Origin of the sequence: Clostridium malenominatum (genome assembly GCF_039521365.1) — a bacterium.
Classification (GTDB): Bacteria; Bacillota; Clostridia; order Clostridiales; family Clostridiaceae; genus Clostridium_AW; species Clostridium_AW malenominatum.
Window position 1 is genome coordinate 1632922 of record NZ_BAAACF010000001.1, and the last position, 20895, is coordinate 1653816.

The following is a 20895-nucleotide window of genomic DNA, read 5'->3' on the forward strand; positions in this document are numbered from 1 at the left end:
GCTCAATTGAGTAGTTCTATTCTTCTTCATACATATTTAATACCTCTTCTAAGTTAGGCATTTGCTCAAGACTTTCTAGTCCAAAGTTTTTTAGAAATTCTTCTGTAGTACTGTATAATATCGGCCTACCAGGAACATCTAATCTTCCACAATCTTTAATGAGATTTTTTTCAACTAGGGTTTGCACAGCACTATCACTTTTAACTCCTCTAATTTCATCGATATCTATTCTAGTAATAGGTTGTCTATACGCGATTATTGCCAAGGTCTCTAATGCTGCCTGAGATAGGGACTGTCGTGTGTTTGTTTTTAATAATTTCTGCAAAAAAGAAAAATTTTCTTTTTTTGTACAGAGCTGAACACTATCTTCTATTTCTAAAAGTCTTATCCCTCTATCCGCTGATTCATAATTCACTTTCATATCTTGAATTAATTCTTTTGCAAAATTTAAGCTACACTCTAAAATGTTACTTATCTCTCTAATTTTCAAAGGCTCACCACTTGCAAATAATAGAGATTCTATAACTGAAATATAATTATTTTTAACGCACTTTCCTTCCAAATCCATTTGATTCAAGCTTATTTTACTCATCCTCATCACTCCTACGAACAATTATTTCTACAAAATTCCCGTCTTGCAATACATTTACTATCTTTAATCTAATTAATTCCAATAACGCTAAAAAGCACACCACTATTTCCATTTTATGTTCACATTGCTTAGCAATATTTGAAAAGGTTGTTCTTTTATTTCTTCTAATAAAATCTTTTATAAAAACCATCTTATCTTCTATTTTATATTTATCTACGGGTATTTCCTTTGGCATTAAATCTATGTTGATTCTATTAGAATATGTTCTCATAAGTTCATTGAATAAATTATAAAGTTCTAACATAGTAATACTTTTAAATATATTATCTTCAACTACTCCTTCTTCTATAATTTCAGGCTTTTTAGTAAATATTATTTCTTCAGAAGCCATTCTTTCTCTTAAAAATGCTGATAGAGCTTTGAATTTTTTATATTGTATAAGCTTCTCTAACAGGTCTTGTTCCGTATATTTTTCTTCCAATGCTGCAGCAACTTCTTCATCATGCATTTTAGGCAACAGTTCTTTAGACTTAATATTAATTAAAGTAGCTGCCATTAATATAAATTCAGAAGTTAATTCTAAATCCATTTCCTTTAAAGAATTAATATATTCTATGTATTGATTTGTAATCTCTGAAATTTTTATAGTATAAATGTCAAGTTTATTTTCTCTTATTAAATGTAGCAGTAAGTCGAAAGGACCTTCAAAATTTTCAATTTTTAAATTTAAAGCCATTTCAAATTCCCCCCTTTTATTCCTGTACATAGACTTGCTTTCTTAATATTTTTAACTATTTCATTAATTTCTCTACCACTTTTTCCCTTGATGGATTTAATAAAGTTTTCGTCTAATATCTTAGAGTTATTTAAATTTTTTTCAAAATTAATTATTTTATATTTTAGTTTCTTATTCCATAATAAAATTACCCTTTCAATATATGTACTTTTCTCTAATATATTATATATATTATAATTATTATTTTGAAGCTGTAATTTCTCTACAATATCTTTTTCATATAAATATCTACCCATTCCTTTTTTTATCTCCTTAGGTATTATGGAATTATTTATTAGAATACTCTTGTCCTCTTCTCTTTCTAACGAGTAGAAAAGGTTTAAAATTCTTAATAAGATATTATCATAACTTTCTAAAGTATTAGGTTTTCCTAATACTTCTTTGTTAACTTTAAAAATGTTTAATTCATTTAAGTAACATAAGGCCTCAGTCCATGTATCTTCCTCTAAAATCATAAGAATTTCTTTTACTATTCTATCTACGCTTAAGGTGTCGATAGCACCATTTTGGATACATTGAATTATTTCATCCTCATCTGAAATTTCAAGACCATATCTCATAGCATATTTAACTGCCCTAAATATTCTTGTAGGATCTTCTAAATAACTATTCTCATGTATCTTTTTTAGTCTTTTATTTACTAAGTCCTCTTTACCAAAATGATAATCAATTATTTCTCCATTTAATAAATCTATAGCCATAGCATTTATAGTAAAATCTCTTCTGAAAAGATCATCCCTTATATTTGAGGGCTGTACAATTGGTAATCCTCCATTATTTAAATATTTTTCCTTTCTACATCTAATCAAATCAATACTCTCTCCATTTTTAAAATGAAGAGTAGAGGTATTAAATTTTTCATGATAGGTAAAAGAAATTAAATGATTTTCAATATAGGGTATTATTATCTTAGGATCTTCTTCTAATCCAATGTCAATATCTCTAACCTTTTCTCCTAAAATTAAATCTCTGACCGCTCCCCCCACTAAATAACCCCTTATATTCTTCTCTTTTAATATATTAATTAATAAATACACTATAAACAACTTATTATTATCCAAATTTTCTATTATCAATTTTAACTTCCCTTCAATAAAGTTCAGATGGAGTTTTCACTCCATCTGAACAAAGTTTTACTTTATATTCCATTGTTGAAAAGATTTCTAAAGTTATATTTTAAATTATCTAAAAGTCCTGATTTCTTAATATCTCTATCACAATAAATGTTAATTTTTGCAATTATATTTTCATTTGAGTATATTTCGCAAACTCCAACTACTTCACCTTTATTATAATGTTTCTTTTCTAAATTTACCACCAATTTTTTAGTTATTTTATCCTTATTTCCTCTTTCAGCTACATAATTAAAGTCTTCTGTTGCTTTTGCCATAAAGAAGTTATTTTCATTTTTACCTAGTTGTACCTTCTCTATATCTTCATCTTTAGTAAGAATTTTCTTACTCTCAAATTTAGAAAAGCCATAATTCATAAGCATACTTGCATCTCTATTTCTTACTTTATATGTTGGAGCACCCATTATAACAGACAGCATTCTAACTCCATCCCTCACAGCAGTAGCAGATATACAGTATTTAGCTTCATTTGTAAATCCAGTTTTTAATCCATCACAACCTTTAAAGAATCTAACTAACTTATTATGATTTACTAATCCTATGGGACTTTTTCTTCCTTCAGATATAGTTTCCATATAAGTTCCTGTATATTTTAAAACTGCAGGGTGCTTTATAAGTTCCATTGACATAAGAGCAATATCATAGGCAGTAGTTAAGTGTCCTGGCGCAGATAAACCACTTGGATTCTTAAAAGTAGTATTCTTCATTCCCAATTCTTGAGCCCTATCGTTCATCATCTTTACGAAACCCTCTTCACTACCTCCTAAATATTCTGCCATGGCGGTAGCAGCATCATTACCCGAAGCTATGGCTATACCTTTTAAAATTTCCTCTACAGTTCTTATTTCACCAGTATCTAATAACATTGAACTATTACCGTTCTTCCCCTTATTCTTAGCATTTTCACTAACGGTCATTTTATCAGTTAGTTTAATTTTGCCAGAATCCACTGCTTCCATAGCAATTAACATAGTCATTATTTTTGTTACTGAAGCTGGAGCAAATTTTTCGTGGGGATTTTTCTCAAATATTATTTTACCTGTGATTGGTTCCATAAGTATTGCAGAAGAGGCTTCTACTTTTATTGCTTCTCCTTCAGCCTTTGCCTCTAGTGGTAAATACACGCTCTGAGCAGCAAGGAATGTAAAAATTGATAAAACACTAATTAATTTTTTAAAATTCAATTTCATAAAATGTTCCTCTCCTTTCAGAAATATTTTTCCCAGCCCTTTAGAATTTATCCCTTAAAAGAGAGTAATAATAAAAAACCATCTTATTTTTCAATAAGATGGTTTTCATTCTTTAAATATTTAATCTTGTTTAAATACTACAATTAATAGCATTTTAAATCTTTCAGTAGCTAATAGAGAGTGAGGTATTCCCGAAGGCATTACAATCACTTCACCTTTTTTCACGTTAAACTTTTCTTCTCCAATAGTTATTTCAGCTTCTCCATCTAATACATGCACCATTGCATCTCCTGCGGAAGCGTGTGAACTAATTTCTTCATTTTTATCAAAGGCAAATACTGTAATGCTTGAAGCCTTTCCTTGAGATAGGGTTCTGCTTATTACTTTCCCTTCTCCATATTCAACTAAAGACTCCATATCAAAAGCTTTAGAAAACTCTATATTTTTGATTAAATTTTTATTCATAAAATCACCCTCCATATATTCTTCTTAAGCTAAGTATATTATATTATTTACCAAATATCCGTAACCTATGATACAAAATATAATTTACTTTACTATTCCATATATAAGAGGAATGTCTTCGGCTCTCTCTACAGAAATTTCATAATTGTTTAATATATTATTTACTGCTTTCTCGCCTTTTTCTTTATCATTAGCATAAACATACGCTAATGTATCTCCCTTTGAAATTTTATCTCCAACCTTTTTAACCAAAACCAAACCCACAGCTAAGTCAATTATATCTTCTTTAGTAGCTCTTCCAGCACCTAGTTCAGCTGCTATTATTCCCATTCTTTCAGCATGTATTTTACCAACATATCCGTTTTTATCGGAAATAACTGGAGTTATGTATTCAGCTCTAGGTAAATTTTCAATATGTTCTATTGAAGTATCTTCTCCACCTTGTGCTCTTACAAACTCCTTCAGCTTCTCTAGAGCCTTACCGTTTTCTATTGTTTCCATAAGGAGCCTTCTGCCATGAGCTTCATCCTCAGCTTTTCCTGCTAAAACCACCATGTGAGAACCTAAGGTTAAACAAAGTTCATATAAATCCTTTGGACCTTTTCCTTTTAAAGTATCAATAGCTTCTTTTACTTCAAGAGCATTTCCTATGGCATATCCTAAGGGTTGATTCATATCAGAAATAACAGCTACGGTATTTCTACCTACACTTTTACCTATAGAAACCATTTCCTCTGCCAGTTGAAAAGCAGCTTCTTTATTTTTCATAAAGGCTCCTTCCCCTACTTTAACATCTAGCACAATGCAATCTGCACCTGCTGCAATTTTCTTACTCATTATACTTGATGCAATTAAAGATATATTATCAACGGTTGCAGTTACATCTCTGAGAGCATATAATTTTTTATCTGCTGGTGCTAAATTACCCGTTTGACCACCTACCACAAGCTTTATCTTGTTTACATTGCTTATAAACTCTTCTTCAGACATTTCCACTGAGAAACCTTCAAATGATTCTAGCTTATCAATAGTTCCCCCCGTATGGCCAAGCCCTCTTCCTGACATTTTAGCCACAGGTATACCTAAGGCTGCTACCATGGGTCCTAAAACTAGAGTAGTAGTATCCCCAACACCACCAGTACTATGTTTATCTACCTTTATTCCTTCTATAGAAGAAAGATTTAAAACATCTCCCGAATGAGCCATAGCCATAGTTAAATCAGCCGTTTCTCTTCTATTCATCTTTTGAAAATAAATAGCCATAAGCAGTGCAGAAGCTTGATAATCTGGTATCTTTCCTTTAGTATAACTATCAATAAAGTAATTTATTTCTTCCGTTGTAAGTTCTTCACCATTTCTCTTTTTTAATATAAGGTCATACATTCTCATAACATTCACCTCTTCGGTTACATTCTTTTAATATATTCTTTTATTAAAGTAACAAATTTACCCTTTGCTTTATTAGCTGTTTCTACAACTTTTGAATGATCTAAAGGCTCTAAGCTATCTCCTAAGGCCATATCTGTAATACAAGATACTCCTAAAACCTTCATCCCCATATGATTAGCTACTATAACCTCCGGTACTGTTGACATTCCAACTGCATCTCCACCTATTAGCCTAAGCATTCTAAGTTCAGCCGATGTTTCATAATTTGGACCAGATATAGCAACATATACTCCCTGTTGAATTTTTATATTTAAATCCATAGCACACTCTTTAACTAATTTTATATATTCTTTATAATATGGATTAGACATATCAGGAAATCTTGGTCCTAATTCATCATAGTTTTTTCCTATTAGAGGGTTATTGCCTATAAAATTTATGTGGTCTTCTATAATCATTAAATCTCCAGGTTCAAAGCTAGGGTTCATTCCTCCAGCTGCATTGGATACTATCATATTCTCTATTCCTAATGCCTTCATTACTCTTATTGGAAAAGTTACAGTTTCCATATCATATCCTTCATAATAATGAAATCTTCCGTTTAAAGCCAATACCTTTTTGCCCATTAATTCCCCTATTATTAACTCTCCCGCATGACCAACTACCGTTGATACTGGGAAGCCAGGTATTTCTTCATATTTTATAATCCTTTTATTTTCTATCTCATCTGCAAGAGTTCCAAGACCCGTTCCTAAAATTATTCCCACGTTAATTGGAGAATTATCTATTTCTACTATATATTCTTTAGCTTTATTTATTTTTTCTATCAAATCCATTTATATCATCCTTTCATTATATTTGTTTTATAATTTCTTTTATTAATGATGTGAAGGTAGATTTTACTCTGTTTGAAGTTTCTATTACTTCAGAGTGACATAATGGTTGATCTAATATTCCTGCCGCCATGTTAGTTATACAAGAAATTCCAAGTACCTTAAGACCACAATGCCTTGCTGCAATAACGTCTGATACTGTAGACATACCTACTGCATCTGCTCCTAGTATTCTTGCCATTTTAACTTCCGCCGGTGTTTCATAAGTTGGACCAGTAAACATCATATAAACACCTTTTTTAAGCTCTGTATTTAATTCTCTACCAATATTCTCTACCAATTTTATTAAATCCTTATCATAGGAATTGCTCATATCTGGGAATCTAGGACCAATTTCCTCCTCATTTCTGCCAATTAAAGGATTGCCGAATGCAAAATTAATATGATCCTCTATTATCATTAAATTTCCAGGAGTAAATTCTTTATTTACACCGCCAGCTGCATTAGTTACAATCAACGTCTCTATGCCCATATATTTCATAATATGAATTGGTAAAGCTAAAACCTCCATAGGATGACCTTCGTAAAAGTGAATTCTTCCTTGCATCATTACAACATCTTTTCCCTGTAGCTTACCAAAAACAAACTGTCCTGCATGACCAGCTACTGTGGACTTAGGCATGTTGGGAATATCTTCATACTTTACACATACTTTTCCTTCAATTTCTTCCGCTAAATCTCCTAAACCGGACCCTAATATTACTCCAATTTTAGGTGTAATATTTATTTTGCTTTTAACAAACTCTACGCTTTCTTTTATTCTTCCTAAATTCATTTTTTCTTCCTCCTATAAAAATCATGCTCTTGGATGAGTATTCTTATATACTTCAGCAATTTTATTTTTTTTAGAAATTGTTGAATATACTTGAGTAGTAGCCATATCGCTATGGCCTAATAGTTCTTGAACTGATTTTATATCAGCTCCATTTTGTAATAGATGAACGGCAAAAGAATGTCTTAATGTATAAGAATTAATATCTTTTTTAATCCCGGATATCTTTGCACATTCTTTAACTATTTTCCAAAATCCCTGCCTAGTCATTTTACTATTTTGCATATTTAAAAACAAGTAGTCTAAATTATTTGAATTTAAATTGTCTCTTATTTTTAAATATTCATTGAGACAATTTACAGCATAGGATCCTATTGGGATTATTCTTTCTTTATTTTTACTACCTTTACATTTAATATAACTTAACTTCAAATCTATGTCAAATATTGTCATATTCAATAGTTCTGTAACCTTTATTCCTGTAGCGTACATCACCTCTAGCATTGCTTTATCTCTAATCCCTTTTTCGCTAAGCTTATCTGGAGCATTGAGTAACTTATCTACTTCATCTATTGCCAGTACCTTAGGTACGTTTCTTGTAATTTTAGGAATTTCATAATCCTCTATAGGATTTTCCTCTATTAATCCCTTTCTTTTTAAATATTTATAAAAATTCCTTATAGACACTATATTTCTAACAACAGAAGAATTAGCTCTTTTGTTTTTCTTCATTTCTTGAACATAAGCCATTATAGAAATTTCATCTACAGAAATTAAATCCTCATCCCTACTTTGTATGAACTCACTAAATCTTCTTATATCTCTTATATAAGCATCCATAGTATTTTTACTAAAATTTCTATTATTTAAATTCTCAATATATTTATTTATAAGTTCCTCCATTGTTTTTCTCCTTATTTAAGTATTCTATAGTTTAAATATTCAACAAAAGATATGAAATACCTTCATATCTTTATAAATTGCTTAACTATTAAATAATAATTTAAAATAAATAGTTTGTTCTTATTAATCATATTGTTTACTAAAATACTATTTTCATAAACGATTTTTTTATTAATATAATTAAATAAAATATAATCCAGTAGTTCTGGCAATAATAATCCAAAAAACATAATAATACAAAAACATTTTAATAATCTTATAAAAAATTCATAAATATAATAGCTGTCTTTCATAATACACCTCTTTAAAGTCTTATATTACTAATTTTAATATATTAGGAGTTACATAAGCTTCAAATACAAAACCTATACCCATAAAAAGTATTATTATTAAATAACATAAGGAGTAAGAAACTATTCTACCAGCCAATGTATCTTTATATCTTCTATTCATTTTTTCTTTTAAAAAATGAAGTGAAAATTCCATTGAAATAACAGAAGCTATAATAATGCAAGGTAAATAAAATAGATTTTGTGGTAAAATTCCTAATAGACACATAATAATGCCTTTTCCTCCCGTGCTATCTACAATAAAACTAATGGTAAATCCTAAAGTATACCCTTTTATTAAATTAATTAATACTATAAGAGGCACACCAATTATAGTCATACCTAGGAACCAAATAAATAAAAGAAATGGAATGTTATTACTTATAGCTTGAAATAATACACCTTTATAATTAACATTTTGTTTCAATAAATAGTCCATAAAACTGTTCAAATAATTTATTAATTCACTTTTATATACCTCTCCCATATGTCTTACACTATACATTCCAATTAAAATTCCTGCAAAAATACAAACCAAAGTAATTATGTAAAGAGCAATATTTCTTCCAATGTGTTTATTTATTACCTCTGATATTTTTCTACCAAACATATTTTTTCCCCCTTTGTTATCCATCTTTTTATAATTATGATTATAGTTTTTAGTATATGATTAAATATTTCTTGATTTAATAAAATATTTTATATTGCAAATAATATATTTGAGGTGATGAAAATGAATACAGCATTAAGAAAAAAAGCTCTAGCTTTTTTAGTTTCAACTTTAGTAACTTCAAATTTATTAGCTTGTACTAATACAAATAATAAAAACAATACTATTAAACAAGATATTAATAAAACGCAAAATGCGGTTGAAAACAAGGAGCAAAATACTGCAGAACTCACTCAGAGAGCTGATAAAATTGCCAAAGAGTTAACTAATATAAAGGGAGTAAATAGCGCTAACGTGCTGATTTCAAACGAAAGGGCCCTTGTAGGCATCGATATTAATAAAAATTTAGAAGGTAATGCTACTAACAACTTAAAAACTGAGGTTGAAAATAAAGTTAAAAGTGTTGATTCAAAAATTAAAACTGTAGCAGTATCAGCGGATGCTGACACTTTGCAAATAATAAGAAATATTGGTCAAGGAGTTAGTGCCGGAAAACCATTATCTGAGTTTGGAAATGAAGTAGAAGAGTTGTTTAGAAGAATTCTTCCTAAATAAAGCAAAACCCAAAAGTAGGTAATTTACTTTTGGGTTTTTACATTATTTATAGTCTATATTTTCTTCTTCACTTAAATATACTTTTTTGTGAACTCTAGGAGTAGAGGCAATAATTCTTCCTTTTCTTATAGAATACAATATTGGTTCTTGAAGTCTTATTGCGTTGAATTCATCTTCTGAAGGAAGAATTATTAAATTTCCTTCTTTCCCTTCCTCTATTCCGTATATATCTAATATATTTAAAGTTTTAGCACTATTTATTGTTATTAAATCCATAGAGTTTTTTATTTGCTCATATCCCATTAGCTGACAAACATGTAGTCCTAAAAATAGTACTTGAAGCATGTTTCCAGCTCCTAAAGGATACCAAGGATCCATTATATCGTCGTGTCCAAAGCATACATTCATATTCCCATCTATGAATTCTTTTACCCTAGTTACACCCCTTCTTTTAGGGTAAGTATCAAATCTACCTTGAAGATGAGTATTAACTAAAGGGTTTGCTACAAAATTTATATTTGACATTTTAAGCAATCTGAAAAGCTTATATGCATAAGCATTATTATAAGAATGCATTGCTGTAGTATGACTTGCCGTTACTCTTTCTCCTACTCCATATTCGTAAGCTCTTGTAGCTAAAACTTCAATAAATCTTGATTGTTCATCATCTATCTCGTCACAATGTACGTCAATTAACTTGTTGTATTTTAATGCTAGCTTAAATACTTCGTCTATGGATTGCACTCCATACTCTCTCGTAAATTCAAAATGTGGTATTGCCCCAATAACATCTGCTCCCATTTTTATGGCTTCTTCTAATAACTCTAAACCTTTAGGATAAGAAAGTATACCTTCTTGCGGAAATGCTACTATTTGAAGTTCAACCCATTCTTTCATTTCTTCTTTAACTTCTAGCATAGCTTTTAATGCAGTTAAACTTTGATCCGTAGTGTCAACATGAGTTCTAACAAACTGTATTCCATTAGAAATTTGCCACTTTAAAGCTTTTTTAGCTCTTTCTTTAACATCGTCCTTAGTCAAGTATTCTTTTCTTTCAGCCCAACACTGTATCCCTTCAAATAAAGTGCCGCTGTTATTCCAACGTGGCTGTCCTGCCGTTAAAGTAGCATCTAAGTGAACATGAGGCTCCACAAAAGGAGGAAGTGCAAGCCCTCCCTGCCCATCAACAACTTCTTCTCCTTCTGCTATTAAATTCTCTCCTATAGCTTTAATCATTCCATCTTTAATTAATATATCATAGATGCCTTCTTTATTTCTTAATCTAATATTTTTTATTAACATAAACTTCTCCTTTATTACTTATTACGCAGCAACTTTATTTTCCTTTGGTTTTACTTGTCTATTTACAATTTTGTTTATTACTACAAAAGACATAGCTCCTCCTAGAACCCCATATATTGGAGCTATTCCTGGAATAAATTTTGCTGCTAAACTTCCTATTAACCAACTAAGTATTGCTATCCAGTTTACACTTTTAAATTCGGTACTTTCCATACTTGAATATTTTCTTTTGTTTATTACAAAGAAATCCGCTATTATAATTCCGCCTATGGAAGGTATTGCAGAGCTAAGGAAGGTTAACCATCCTACAAAGTTATTATTTAACCATATTGCAAATACTGTTCCAATTAGTCCATTAACTATAACTAATTTATTTTTTGGAAGCTTTGTTATATTTGAAAATCCTAATCCTGAGGAGTATATTGCGTTATCATTTGTAGTCCATATATTCAATCCCAAAACTATTATGGCAGGAATTATAAGTCCTTGCAGAAACATCACTTCCGATATATCCGCTTTACCTGTAGCTGCTGCTCCTACTGCCCCAAATATGAACATTAGTGAGTTTCCTATGAAAAATGCAATTATTGTAGTAAGTACACCTATTTTTTTAGTTTTCGCAAATCTAGTGAAATCAGGAGTTAAACTTCCTCCACTTATAAAAGAACCTACGCACATAGTTAATGCAGTAGTAAATGCTAAAGTTTCTTTAGGTTGGTAATTTATAAAGGAGGCGAATCCTCCAACAGAGTTTGCAGCAGTTATAGCCGAGTAACTTCCTAGTATTACTATGGCAGGTACTGCTATAGTACTTATTATAGTTAAGGTTTTTATTCCGAAATAAGCACTAGAAGTCATAAGTATCCCTGATATTAGTACTAATACATATAAATTTATTCCCGTTACCTTCTGGACTGGAAGGGCAAACATTGCAACTCCAACTCCAAACCATCCTATTTGTGTAGCTCCTAAAAGAAATGATACCAAATATGATCCTTTTTCTCCAAAAGAATATTTGGAAAGCAAATGGGTAGATAGACCTGTTTCACAGGATATATATGCTAAGGCTCCTGTGTATGATCCTAATATTAAATTACCACATAATACAGCCAATAAAAAGTTTTTCAGAGTTAATCCTGTTCCTAAAGTTCCACCTGTCCACATACTTGCTGAAAAGAAGGTAAATCCCAACATTACAACAAGCATTGAAAGAAATCCTTTCTTGTCCCCCTCTGGAACTGCTACTAATGAAAAATCATGATCTTTTTTAGAATTTGTACTCATTTATTATTCCCCCATTCTTATAATGTGGAACAACTAGCACAACAAAAAAGACTTTTGTCTCTTAGCGACAAAAGTCTATAATATCTAGCAAAAAGCTTACACCTTTACTACTTGATACCTTTGTCAGCCTCACGGGACTGCATTAAAAGTACTAGTTATTCAATTCTTTCTATATTGTACCATATAAATTTTTGTTGTCAATACTATTATTTTACATTACCCTATTTTTTAGTCTTAATTTATCTGCCACCATAGCGATAAACTCTGAATTCGTTGGCTTGCCTTTTCCATTATGTATTGTGTAAAACCTAGTATTATCAAGGGTTAGAGTGATATCAAAATTGTTTAAATTCACTAATTCTCTTCAATGTTTATTGGTTTACTATTATATTGTTAGTAGGATTTTTAATCCATATTTCTTACTATGATTTTACAACTATTTCATCAAATAATCAACCTTTAATTTAAACCTAAATAACTTTTAAATTAATACTTGTAAACACTAAGTTATCTTCCACCAACGTACATTTTATAATTCCTTCTCCAACTATATTTCCTCTAGCACTACACCAATTATTCATCTTAGTTTGGATACTTACAGAGCCTTCTCTTTCCCATAATAATTTATCAGCAGTTAATCCTGTTACTTCTACTCCATCTTTAAATAATTTAGCACTTATAGTTGCAGTTTGCCCAACTGTTAATTCTACTCTTGGAGAACTTAACTCTAGTTTATATCCATTATGCTGACCTTCTCCTCCTGTAGAAGCAGGAATTATTTCTATGACTTTAGAGGCAGTTACACCATTCCATGTAGCAGTTATATCAACAGTTCCAGTAGCAACTCCCAATACAACACCATTATTAATAGTAGCAATGTTCTCATTGTTTGAAATCCATGTAACTACTGCATCTGCTACTACTTCTCCATCATCTTTAGCAATAGTATTCAATGTTATCTCTTTTCCTACTTCAACTGAATTAAGTCCAGTTATCTCTATAGTTGGCGGTATATATCTGTGCTTTTTAACTTCAATTTCTAATGTATCTCTATAAATTAAATCATATCTTACTGTAATTATTGCCTTTCCTTCTTTAAGTCCTGTTACAAGTCCCGTTTTTTCTTCAACTGTTAATATAGTTTCATCACTACTATAATAATCTACTTTATAACTTTCTACTGTTACTGGTTCACCATTTTTATATATTTGATAATTTAGTTGTATTTTATTACTCTCATTTAAATACATGATATTATTTTCTTCATTTAACATTTTAATTTCTGTTTCTTTAATACCTTCTGCACTTTCTACAATTAAATTTAATGTCCTTTCAACATTATTATATTTAACTGTTACAGTAACACTACCTGCACCTATAGCAGTTATTAATCCTGTTTCAGTTATGGTTGCTATACTGCTATTGCTAGACATATATATTAATGAAGGATTTTCTACAACTACCCCATTATCCTTAGCAATTATATTTAATTGTAAGGTTTCATTTACTTTAATTATTTTCTCTGTATTTAATATCTCTAAAGTGTAATTGTGAGTATTATTTTCAAAGGCATCTGCAATTTCATTTATTTTATCATCATTATTATTAAACATATCCTTTTCAGCAAATATATAAATAAGTCCCTCATTCTCACTACTCTTTCCTGTAACCTTCCAAGCATATCCCATCTTAATAAATCTTTGTCCATCTTTTATCTTCTTAGTTATCTCATTTTCTTGGAGTACAAGCATTATTTTACCGTCAACAATATTAAATCCAGTATTATTTATAATTCCTTGAGTACCTGTATCTATAACGCTAGGAAATTCTTTCACTTCCCCATTAAAATTGAACTTAATACTATATTTACATAACCTTATAGCCCCTTTATCATAGTTTTTATAATAATTTTGTGGCTTATGTACTACTATCCAGTTATGACCTAAAGCATTTATAATGCTTCCCTGCTTCAATACATTAACATTAGTAATTATATACTTATTATCTTCGCTATCTAATTTATCATCATACTCTTTAAAAAATCCTATTTTTTCATTTCCATCTACAATTATATTTAACCCGTACTGACTCATGTAGTCATCAACCATTCTAGTCATACTATCTAATATACTCATGAATTATTCACCTACTTTCTTTTTAAATACATTATCTATTTCTAGTAAACATTAAACTAAAACTACTATATCCCTCTGCATCATTTTCAGATGGTAGAGCCGATATTCTCTTCTTTATATTTTCTATTTGTAACTGTAAATACTTGTAGGCTTCATTAGTGGACATTAAGTCTTTATTATCCAACTTTCTCATTAAGTCCGTATCATTGCTCAAGGCTTCAAGTACATCTAAAACGGTATATAATAAACCCCTTTGCATAGTGTTTTTATCATAGTTGTCATTGGGTGACAATTCATTTTCCTCTAAAAATATTGTATATTCTTCATCTGTAAAATACTTTTTATTGCTTAATTCTAGTTTTAATCTATCTAATATTTTCATTGTTATTACCTTCCTTTCAAAAATAAAAAAGGTAAGAAAACTCTTACCTTTTTATTGCTAAATATTAATTCCAATACTAACATGTATTACATCTAAATCTAGATACTTGTTAATATCATTTATTGGTTTATTATTAGAATCCCTAAACTCAATTCCCTCATTTTTCACAAAAATATTTATTATTTTATTACTTAGTCTTACTTGATGCTTGTATTTTTTATAATCGTCAATTTTATTTAAACTATCTATATAATCTTTTAACTTCATTAACTCTAATTCCTTAGGAACAATTTTCTCATATCTTTGAACTTGAATCATATATTCACTTGGATTTAAAATTTTTATCTTATCACCATTATATTTAATTATGTATATACCATCACCAGAAGTCACTTCAATAAAACCCTCATAAATATCAACCGCAGGATTTTCTTCTTTATATAATGCTACGTAAATAGATATGCCTTTATCTTTGGCTTGTCTTATATCCTCATTATAATTAGTGCTAAATTCAAAAAGATTCCCTCTTACATCTATTATATTATTTATATCTAATTTATCAATGTATTGCGTAACATCGGCAAGTATCAAATCATCTTTATATTTCTGTAAAAAAGTGTTATGATTTTTTACAAAAACATTATTTTTATATACAGAATCTAAAGATAACAATTTCTCTATCATATCTTCATCTTTATAATCTATATATATTCTATTATCACACTCCACAAAATCCCCACCTTTATGTATTAGTCTTTATATCATATCATAAATACACTATGGTTTCAAATTCATAAATAGTTAGATTTTACCTGGTGCTAAAAATTTTTATAGTACATAGCAACTTATATTATAAAATAATATCCTGTCAGTATAGCAAATGGTTTTTTATACAATAAAAATGGATGCTTATTATTTAGCATCCATATGTTCCAATATATTATTATATTTAAACTAGTTTATTATTTATCTATATTTTTATCCTGTTCTTATTTCTTTTAATAATATATACAGAAATGAAATTTATCCTCTTCTTTCCCTATGAACACACAATTAATACTTTCTTCAGAATATCCTAATATTGGTATAGACATTTCTTTATATGCATTTGAATACATGTAAAATATATCTTTTGTTTTTTTACTATCCCCGTAACGATTCAAAAACGGAAAATATCTTGACCTTTCTATATTCAGATTAGGGCTATTCCCATTACCTTCACCTAACTGCATTATTTCACTAAACCTATCTACTGCATTAAACCATCCTATTACAAATGCTCTATTACCTTTTTTTCCTTTTTGTACTTCATTAGATAACCAACTATAGTTTTTCTCAAATGCGTCATGCCATGTCATTTTATTAGTATATGTACCAAACTTACTTTTAAAATTTCTTAAATATTTTACTTCAATTATAAAATCTTTTGATTTTATAACTATATCAGACGACCTTCCTTGGAAATTAAAATTAGCCATATTTCTAAATTGATATCCTAGTTTAATTGCTATATCGGCTTCTGCATATTCATTGTTAGCAATTACTCTTAAACTATCACTGTCAAGATTTTTATACCTTTCATTAAATTCATCAATAATAAAAAGACAATTCGATATTAAATATTTATCAATCACTATTTTTACCTCTATTCTTTAAAAATACAGTGTAATAATATTATAATCGTGAAAACAAATCAATATATCAAATCATTCCTGTTTTCCCTAATATTTCTCTGCGGGTAAAAATTGTGTTTGTTAACCACGAACCTACTCAAAAGGGGTAACGAGCCACTAAACACTAAAAATCCACATAAAAAAGCATCACTACAATATTTTTACAAACTTTATAGCAATGCTCTTGAATTATAACCTGCATATTCCTCATTTATACCAATTACACGTTATTGATAATATATATCATATAATAATACAACTTCGCTAAACACACGTTTAGTTATAGTTGCAACATTTCCGAATAAACCTTATAACCATTGATACCCCTGCATTATATCAACTTCGCATTTTTATTTAGTAAACTTCCATATTATCAATTACATTTATGCAGTATATTTATACATAAAACAAACGTTTTATCGTGATTATACGCATACTTATTCATTTTATGTATAATTTCTTATTGTATTAATATTGAAATATACCTTGCATTTTGCCTCATATTTTACCTTGTATAACCTATATTTTAATGCAGTTATGTCCAATTATCAATATTCCCTAGATAATCCTTACTAATATTTACTACTGTGTTGTGTCCAGAAGTGCTTGTATGTGTGTTTGCTTATGGTATTTTTAACGGTGACACATTGTCACTATTAATCCTTTTGTTTATGTATTTATAGTAGTAACAGGGCAAACATTAGGGAACAAATGCCTTCATATACCCCCACCCAATATTAACCACTACATTCCGCCAACAATCCATACCATAACACTATGCAAACACTACACGAACAAATCACCAATAACATACCTCTAAACCCTTCTAACCCTTGATATAAGCCACTTTAATTGCCATCAACCATAATTGCTACTAAGCCATTTAACACACCTCAAACACACTCATAGCCCTCTAATTTCCTAAAGAATTATTGAATAACATTCTCAACATCATTATCCTTAATAACTTCATTTTTTAATCTTTCTAATTCCTGTATTTTATCTCTAGTCAAATCACTTTTCTCTATTATAGTTTCTATACTTATTGCTCCCATTTCTCTTTGTTTCTTCAAGTTGTCCAATAATTCTGCTTGATTTACTGGTCTACTGTAATTAAACTCTACATCTATATACTCACTATCATTAAATATAATATTATTTCTATTTAATAATATATTCCATTTCTTAAACCTTTCCTTTAATCCTCTTCTGAACCACTTCTCATTCAGCATAGCCATAATGTCGGCTAACTGATAAAGTAACTTCAATGATACTTCTGATACATTGGCAACATTACTATTACCCATAGCAATTGATGGCATATGTCCAATAGTGTTCAACTGTTGTTGTAAAGTACCTAAGTATAATTTAATAGTATTATAATCCATTTCAGCATTTTTAAATTCAAACTCACCTGCATCTAAGTTTAAAGCATATCCTACGGCATCTGATGGAATACTTCCTTCTATTCTTTGCCCTACTGCAACTCCTATAGGATTTAATGAATAACAATATATACTATCACTCATTTTAGATAACATATCTTCCATTTCATCAAAAATAGGCTTTAAGTCCTCTAGCATACTTCTATTTTCACTATTCTTCCAATGTATAGGTAATCCAGTTAAATTCAATTTACTATCTCTTAATTCTAATTCTCCGCCTTCATTATCCCATATCTCCACTCTATCCTTATAGTAAATATTATAATAACTAACTTTATTACTTCCACTTGTCCAATGCTCTATAAACCCTATATAATCCCCTGTATCCTCGCTAAATATAGGAAATCCATCTGTACTATCAATTAATTTACTCTTAATTTCCTTTTCTTCTGTATCCCAGTATACGTACTCAAATACTTCTATGTATTTATTAACGTTATCTAATATAGTAAAGTCTAAAGTGCTATAATCAGCATTTCTATATATATTTTCATATGCCCTTACCTTATCTTTACTACCTACTAAGTTTAATGGCTTTCCTAAAAGATAGGTACTATGGAAGTTTAATAATGTCTTTGCCTGTTGTAATACTAATTTAGTAGTAATATACTCTTTACCCTTCCATTTAGCATCTTCCTTAGTTAATATTTTATGTTTACCACCTAAATACTCCCTATTGTTTATAACTTTGCTAATCCTGTTTAAATGCTCTGCTTGTCTTACTTCCTCTTCAAACCAAATATCGCTGCCATCATATTTATCCAATATATATTTTTCTATTCTTTGCATATTATCAACCCTTTCTGTAATTTAAAATTTCTAACTGTCCTCCATGAACGATTAGAATTAAATTTTGAACAATTAGAAATTATAATAACCCAACGTACTTTTCCCCTTTAAAAGGGAAAACCTCTAATCATTCAAAATGAATGTTTAAAAACCGTAATAGAATGGATTTTTAATACTAACTATTGCTAATGCAGTAGCCATAACTGTATCATCGTGTCCCGTTCCACTTGCTCCCATTCTTCCATTTTCATTAATCTCATATATTTTCATTTCTTGCAGTAATCTTCTACTATTTATTTTTAATTGACCTGTTTCAAATAACTCCACAAAGTCATTAATTATTAAACTCTTTGTTTTATTATTCGTATCAAATCCAACCTGCCAAACTAATCTATTAAAGTTATCATAACTTTTATACTTGCTCATGTTCATGTAATGATATTCATATCTAAGTCTTTCTATAGCACTATGTCCACCACTTGCCTTTTCAACTGTTATAAGTCCTTTATTATAATAATGTCCAATAGCATTTATTATTTCAGCCATTTCATAAGGCTTTAACTTGTTATTATAAAACTCTGCTACTTGCTCTCCATCTTTATTAAACACCTCAATTACACTATAATCCTGCCCTACACCTTCTGAAAGGTCACAACCTATATAATATTTTTCTCCAACTTTAGGTATCTTCCAAATAAAAAAAGACCTCCCATAATGCAGTTGTAATAACTGTGGTAAGTCCTTAATATTATCTTTAGGAATATATGTAGTTTTATTATGAATAATAGCCTTTTCTACTTCATCAATCCTCTTATTGCTAAAAACATTACTTCCAGTAGATATAAAGGCTTCAAGGTCAGTTGATGGATACTCTTGATGAAATGCTTCAAGCCCACTAGATGCTACTTTCAACCTTCTCCACATTAATTGTTCCATAGTAGCCCCTAAGTCTTTTAACATTAATTCTTCATCTTCTAACTCACTATCCTCTAATAGTTTCCCATTTCTAATTTTATATAATTCTACTGCCTTAATATAATCCTTCTGAAATAAACTACTTCCATTTATCCAATTAAAAAAGAAACTTTTATAACTGTTCTCATGGTTCTTTGCTTGAAAATATAGGTCATGGAAATAATTCAAACCATTAGCCGTACTTTCTATTATTAATTTTCCTTCTGGTGCTAGTGCCTGCGTAATACTATTTAATTGTTTATCTGGCATCTTCCAAAATGCAAACTCTGATAAATGCACTAAATGAAGAGTATCACCTCTACCTACATCTTTATTACCTGCACATACACAAGTAATCTTTGAGCCATTCTTCAACTTTATTTCTTGCCTATTGTTTGCTACTTCCTCTGGCTTCAACCATTTAGGCAATGAATTAAACTGTTGCTTTAATTTATCAAATATAGCATTACAACTCTTTTGGTCATGGCTAACTAATAAACACGCACTATTAGGATATACGATACATTGCCTAATACTTAAAGCAACTGTAACAACACTTAATCCTAACTGCCTAGATTTTAAAACTATATTAAACTTTTCTAATCCATCAACAAATTCCTTCTGCTCCTGTGTCAATATAAATGGTACTGTTATTGTATCTTTATTTACTATCTTAATAAAACTTTCTATCCAATGGATTTTATTGCTATCTTCCCAAAGTAACTTTAATTTCTTAGCATTTTCCTTACTCAAAGCCATTAGTTAACACCACTCAATGCAGGAATATTAATTCCCTGTAAGTAGTTATTTATTTCATCTTGTCCACTTTCAAAGAAATCGCTTTTGAAGAATTGCTCACACCATTTAGCACTATTCACATCACCTTTTTCTATTGCCTTTTGGTACATACTATTATAAATTTCCAATATTTTAACTGCTCTTTGTGCCTTTAAATAAGATTTTATTGCCTCCTGCACATCTTCCTCTAATAACCATTCACCCATAGCATGGTCATATTCAACTAAAGAATTATGCCTACAATTATTATCATAATCCTCTTTGCTCTTATCCTTGCTATTGACATACCATTTTACAAAGTAAGATTTTTTATTTGCATTTGCTTTTATATGTTCTTTTATCTCTCTTAAATTTCTCGCCATATCCCTCACCTTTCCAAAAATAAAAAACTACCATCTATTTTAAGAAGGTAGTAATTCACTTACTTTTATTCATTTTTTAATTTT

21 protein-coding genes are annotated in these 20895 nt (G+C 29.6%); 1 reads left to right on the forward strand and 20 read right to left on the reverse strand.

The window, feature by feature from the left end:
• Window positions 1–16: 16 nt before the first annotated feature.
• The 10 genes from scpB to spoIIM all read right to left on the reverse strand — a co-directional run bounded on the left by scpB (window position 17) and on the right by spoIIM (window position 9072).
• Window positions 17–592 carry an SMC-Scp complex subunit ScpB gene (gene scpB / locus ABDZ69_RS08300; protein ID WP_343768677.1) on the reverse strand — a complete coding sequence of 192 codons (576 nt, stop codon included), beginning with the start codon at window positions 590–592 and terminating at the stop codon, window positions 17–19.
• Complete coding sequence (locus tag ABDZ69_RS08305; protein ID WP_343768678.1) at window positions 585–1328, reverse strand: segregation/condensation protein A; 744 nt, start codon at window positions 1326–1328, stop codon at window positions 585–587. Before ABDZ69_RS08305 ends, scpB begins: the two co-directional genes overlap by 8 nt.
• Window positions 1319–2374, reverse strand: coding sequence for a tRNA nucleotidyltransferase/poly(A) polymerase family protein (locus ABDZ69_RS08310; protein WP_343768680.1), 1056 nt, complete (start codon window positions 2372–2374; stop codon window positions 1319–1321). Before ABDZ69_RS08310 ends, ABDZ69_RS08305 begins: the two co-directional genes overlap by 10 nt.
• A 152-nt stretch (window positions 2375–2526) precedes the next feature.
• Window positions 2527–3711 carry a D-alanyl-D-alanine carboxypeptidase family protein gene (locus ABDZ69_RS08315; protein ID WP_343768682.1) on the reverse strand — a complete coding sequence of 395 codons (1185 nt, stop codon included), beginning with the start codon at window positions 3709–3711 and terminating at the stop codon, window positions 2527–2529.
• A gap of 120 nt (window positions 3712–3831) precedes the next feature.
• On the reverse strand, window positions 3832–4176 hold the full coding sequence (locus ABDZ69_RS08320) for a cupin domain-containing protein (RefSeq protein WP_343768684.1): 345 nt from the start codon (window positions 4174–4176) through the stop codon (window positions 3832–3834).
• An 84-nt stretch (window positions 4177–4260) separates the two neighbouring features.
• A complete protein-coding gene (locus tag ABDZ69_RS08325; RefSeq protein WP_343768686.1) occupies window positions 4261–5565 on the reverse strand; it encodes a pyrimidine-nucleoside phosphorylase in 1305 nt (434 codons plus the stop codon).
• A gap of 17 nt (window positions 5566–5582) precedes the next feature.
• Window positions 5583–6401, reverse strand: coding sequence for a purine-nucleoside phosphorylase (locus ABDZ69_RS08330; RefSeq protein ID WP_343768688.1), 819 nt, complete (start codon window positions 6399–6401; stop codon window positions 5583–5585).
• A 16-nt stretch (window positions 6402–6417) separates the two neighbouring features.
• The gene (locus ABDZ69_RS08335) at window positions 6418–7233 is read right to left on the reverse strand and encodes a purine-nucleoside phosphorylase (protein ID WP_343768690.1); all 816 of its coding nucleotides are present in this window, start codon (window positions 7231–7233) and stop codon (window positions 6418–6420) included.
• A 21-nt stretch (window positions 7234–7254) separates the two neighbouring features.
• Window positions 7255–8133, reverse strand: coding sequence for a site-specific tyrosine recombinase XerD (gene xerD / locus ABDZ69_RS08340; RefSeq protein WP_343768691.1), 879 nt, complete (start codon window positions 8131–8133; stop codon window positions 7255–7257).
• Between the two features lie 312 nt (window positions 8134–8445).
• Window positions 8446–9072 carry a stage II sporulation protein M gene (gene spoIIM / locus ABDZ69_RS08345; RefSeq protein ID WP_343768694.1) on the reverse strand — a complete coding sequence of 209 codons (627 nt, stop codon included), beginning with the start codon at window positions 9070–9072 and terminating at the stop codon, window positions 8446–8448.
• Window positions 9073–9195: 123 nt separating this feature from the next.
• Here spoIIM and ABDZ69_RS08350 point away from each other — a divergent pair, with 123 nt between their 5' ends.
• A complete protein-coding gene (locus tag ABDZ69_RS08350) occupies window positions 9196–9687 on the forward strand; it encodes a YhcN/YlaJ family sporulation lipoprotein (protein WP_343768697.1) in 492 nt (163 codons plus the stop codon).
• Between the two features lie 42 nt (window positions 9688–9729).
• On the opposite strand, the gene codA is transcribed toward ABDZ69_RS08350, so the two are convergent.
• The 10 genes from codA to ABDZ69_RS08400 form a co-directional block, all read right to left on the reverse strand.
• Complete coding sequence (gene codA / locus ABDZ69_RS08355; RefSeq protein WP_343768699.1) at window positions 9730–10989, reverse strand: cytosine deaminase; 1260 nt, start codon at window positions 10987–10989, stop codon at window positions 9730–9732.
• A 21-nt stretch (window positions 10990–11010) separates the two neighbouring features.
• On the reverse strand, window positions 11011–12273 hold the full coding sequence (codB, locus tag ABDZ69_RS08360) for a cytosine permease (RefSeq protein ID WP_343768700.1): 1263 nt from the start codon (window positions 12271–12273) through the stop codon (window positions 11011–11013).
• 211 nt (window positions 12274–12484) lie between these two features.
• Window positions 12485–12628 (reverse strand): sporulation initiation factor Spo0A C-terminal domain-containing protein, encoded by a 144-nt coding sequence (locus ABDZ69_RS08365; RefSeq protein ID WP_425544630.1) that lies wholly within the window; start codon window positions 12626–12628, stop codon window positions 12485–12487.
• Window positions 12629–12743: 115 nt separating this feature from the next.
• Window positions 12744–14408, reverse strand: coding sequence for an Ig-like domain-containing protein (locus tag ABDZ69_RS08370; RefSeq protein ID WP_343768702.1), 1665 nt, complete (start codon window positions 14406–14408; stop codon window positions 12744–12746).
• A gap of 31 nt (window positions 14409–14439) precedes the next feature.
• Complete coding sequence (locus ABDZ69_RS08375) at window positions 14440–14790, reverse strand: hypothetical protein (RefSeq protein ID WP_343768704.1); 351 nt, start codon at window positions 14788–14790, stop codon at window positions 14440–14442.
• Between the two features lie 57 nt (window positions 14791–14847).
• Window positions 14848–15519, reverse strand: coding sequence for a hypothetical protein (locus ABDZ69_RS08380; protein WP_343768705.1), 672 nt, complete (start codon window positions 15517–15519; stop codon window positions 14848–14850).
• A 269-nt stretch (window positions 15520–15788) separates the two neighbouring features.
• Window positions 15789–16424: a hypothetical protein gene (locus tag ABDZ69_RS08385; RefSeq protein WP_343768707.1), complete on the reverse strand. Its 636-nt coding sequence runs from the start codon at window positions 16422–16424 to the stop codon at window positions 15789–15791.
• Between the two features lie 968 nt (window positions 16425–17392).
• Window positions 17393–18697 carry a phage portal protein gene (locus ABDZ69_RS08390; RefSeq protein ID WP_343768708.1) on the reverse strand — a complete coding sequence of 435 codons (1305 nt, stop codon included), beginning with the start codon at window positions 18695–18697 and terminating at the stop codon, window positions 17393–17395.
• A gap of 144 nt (window positions 18698–18841) precedes the next feature.
• A complete protein-coding gene (locus tag ABDZ69_RS08395; protein WP_343768709.1) occupies window positions 18842–20410 on the reverse strand; it encodes a phage terminase large subunit family protein in 1569 nt (522 codons plus the stop codon).
• A complete protein-coding gene (locus ABDZ69_RS08400) occupies window positions 20410–20811 on the reverse strand; it encodes a hypothetical protein (RefSeq protein ID WP_343768710.1) in 402 nt (133 codons plus the stop codon). Before ABDZ69_RS08400 ends, ABDZ69_RS08395 begins: the two co-directional genes overlap by 1 nt.
• Window positions 20812–20895 lie beyond the last annotated feature (84 nt).

What these genes read in the sequence shown, in the direction of transcription:
- scpB (WP_343768677.1), bottom strand. Translation starts at nt 592, where the DNA reads ATGAGTAAAATAAGCTTGAATCAAATGGATTTGGAAGGAAAGTGCGTT.
- ABDZ69_RS08305 (WP_343768678.1), bottom strand. Translation starts at nt 1,328, where the DNA reads ATGGCTTTAAATTTAAAAATTGAAAATTTTGAAGGTCCTTTCGACTTA.
- ABDZ69_RS08315 (WP_343768682.1), bottom strand. Translation starts at nt 3,711, where the DNA reads ATGAAATTGAATTTTAAAAAATTAATTAGTGTTTTATCAATTTTTACA.
- ABDZ69_RS08320 (WP_343768684.1), bottom strand. Translation starts at nt 4,176, where the DNA reads ATGAATAAAAATTTAATCAAAAATATAGAGTTTTCTAAAGCTTTTGAT.
- ABDZ69_RS08325 (WP_343768686.1), bottom strand. Translation starts at nt 5,565, where the DNA reads ATGAGAATGTATGACCTTATATTAAAAAAGAGAAATGGTGAAGAACTT.
- ABDZ69_RS08330 (WP_343768688.1), bottom strand. Translation starts at nt 6,401, where the DNA reads ATGGATTTGATAGAAAAAATAAATAAAGCTAAAGAATATATAGTAGAA.
- ABDZ69_RS08335 (WP_343768690.1), bottom strand. Translation starts at nt 7,233, where the DNA reads ATGAATTTAGGAAGAATAAAAGAAAGCGTAGAGTTTGTTAAAAGCAAA.
- xerD (WP_343768691.1), bottom strand. Translation starts at nt 8,133, where the DNA reads ATGGAGGAACTTATAAATAAATATATTGAGAATTTAAATAATAGAAAT.
- spoIIM (WP_343768694.1), bottom strand. Translation starts at nt 9,072, where the DNA reads ATGTTTGGTAGAAAAATATCAGAGGTAATAAATAAACACATTGGAAGA.
- ABDZ69_RS08350 (WP_343768697.1), top strand. Translation starts at nt 9,196, where the DNA reads ATGAATACAGCATTAAGAAAAAAAGCTCTAGCTTTTTTAGTTTCAACT.
- codA (WP_343768699.1), bottom strand. Translation starts at nt 10,989, where the DNA reads ATGTTAATAAAAAATATTAGATTAAGAAATAAAGAAGGCATCTATGAT.
- codB (WP_343768700.1), bottom strand. Translation starts at nt 12,273, where the DNA reads ATGAGTACAAATTCTAAAAAAGATCATGATTTTTCATTAGTAGCAGTT.
- ABDZ69_RS08370 (WP_343768702.1), bottom strand. Translation starts at nt 14,408, where the DNA reads ATGAGTATATTAGATAGTATGACTAGAATGGTTGATGACTACATGAGT.
- ABDZ69_RS08375 (WP_343768704.1), bottom strand. Translation starts at nt 14,790, where the DNA reads ATGAAAATATTAGATAGATTAAAACTAGAATTAAGCAATAAAAAGTAT.
- ABDZ69_RS08390 (WP_343768708.1), bottom strand. Translation starts at nt 18,697, where the DNA reads ATGCAAAGAATAGAAAAATATATATTGGATAAATATGATGGCAGCGAT.
- ABDZ69_RS08395 (WP_343768709.1), bottom strand. Translation starts at nt 20,410, where the DNA reads ATGGCTTTGAGTAAGGAAAATGCTAAGAAATTAAAGTTACTTTGGGAA.
- ABDZ69_RS08400 (WP_343768710.1), bottom strand. Translation starts at nt 20,811, where the DNA reads ATGGCGAGAAATTTAAGAGAGATAAAAGAACATATAAAAGCAAATGCA.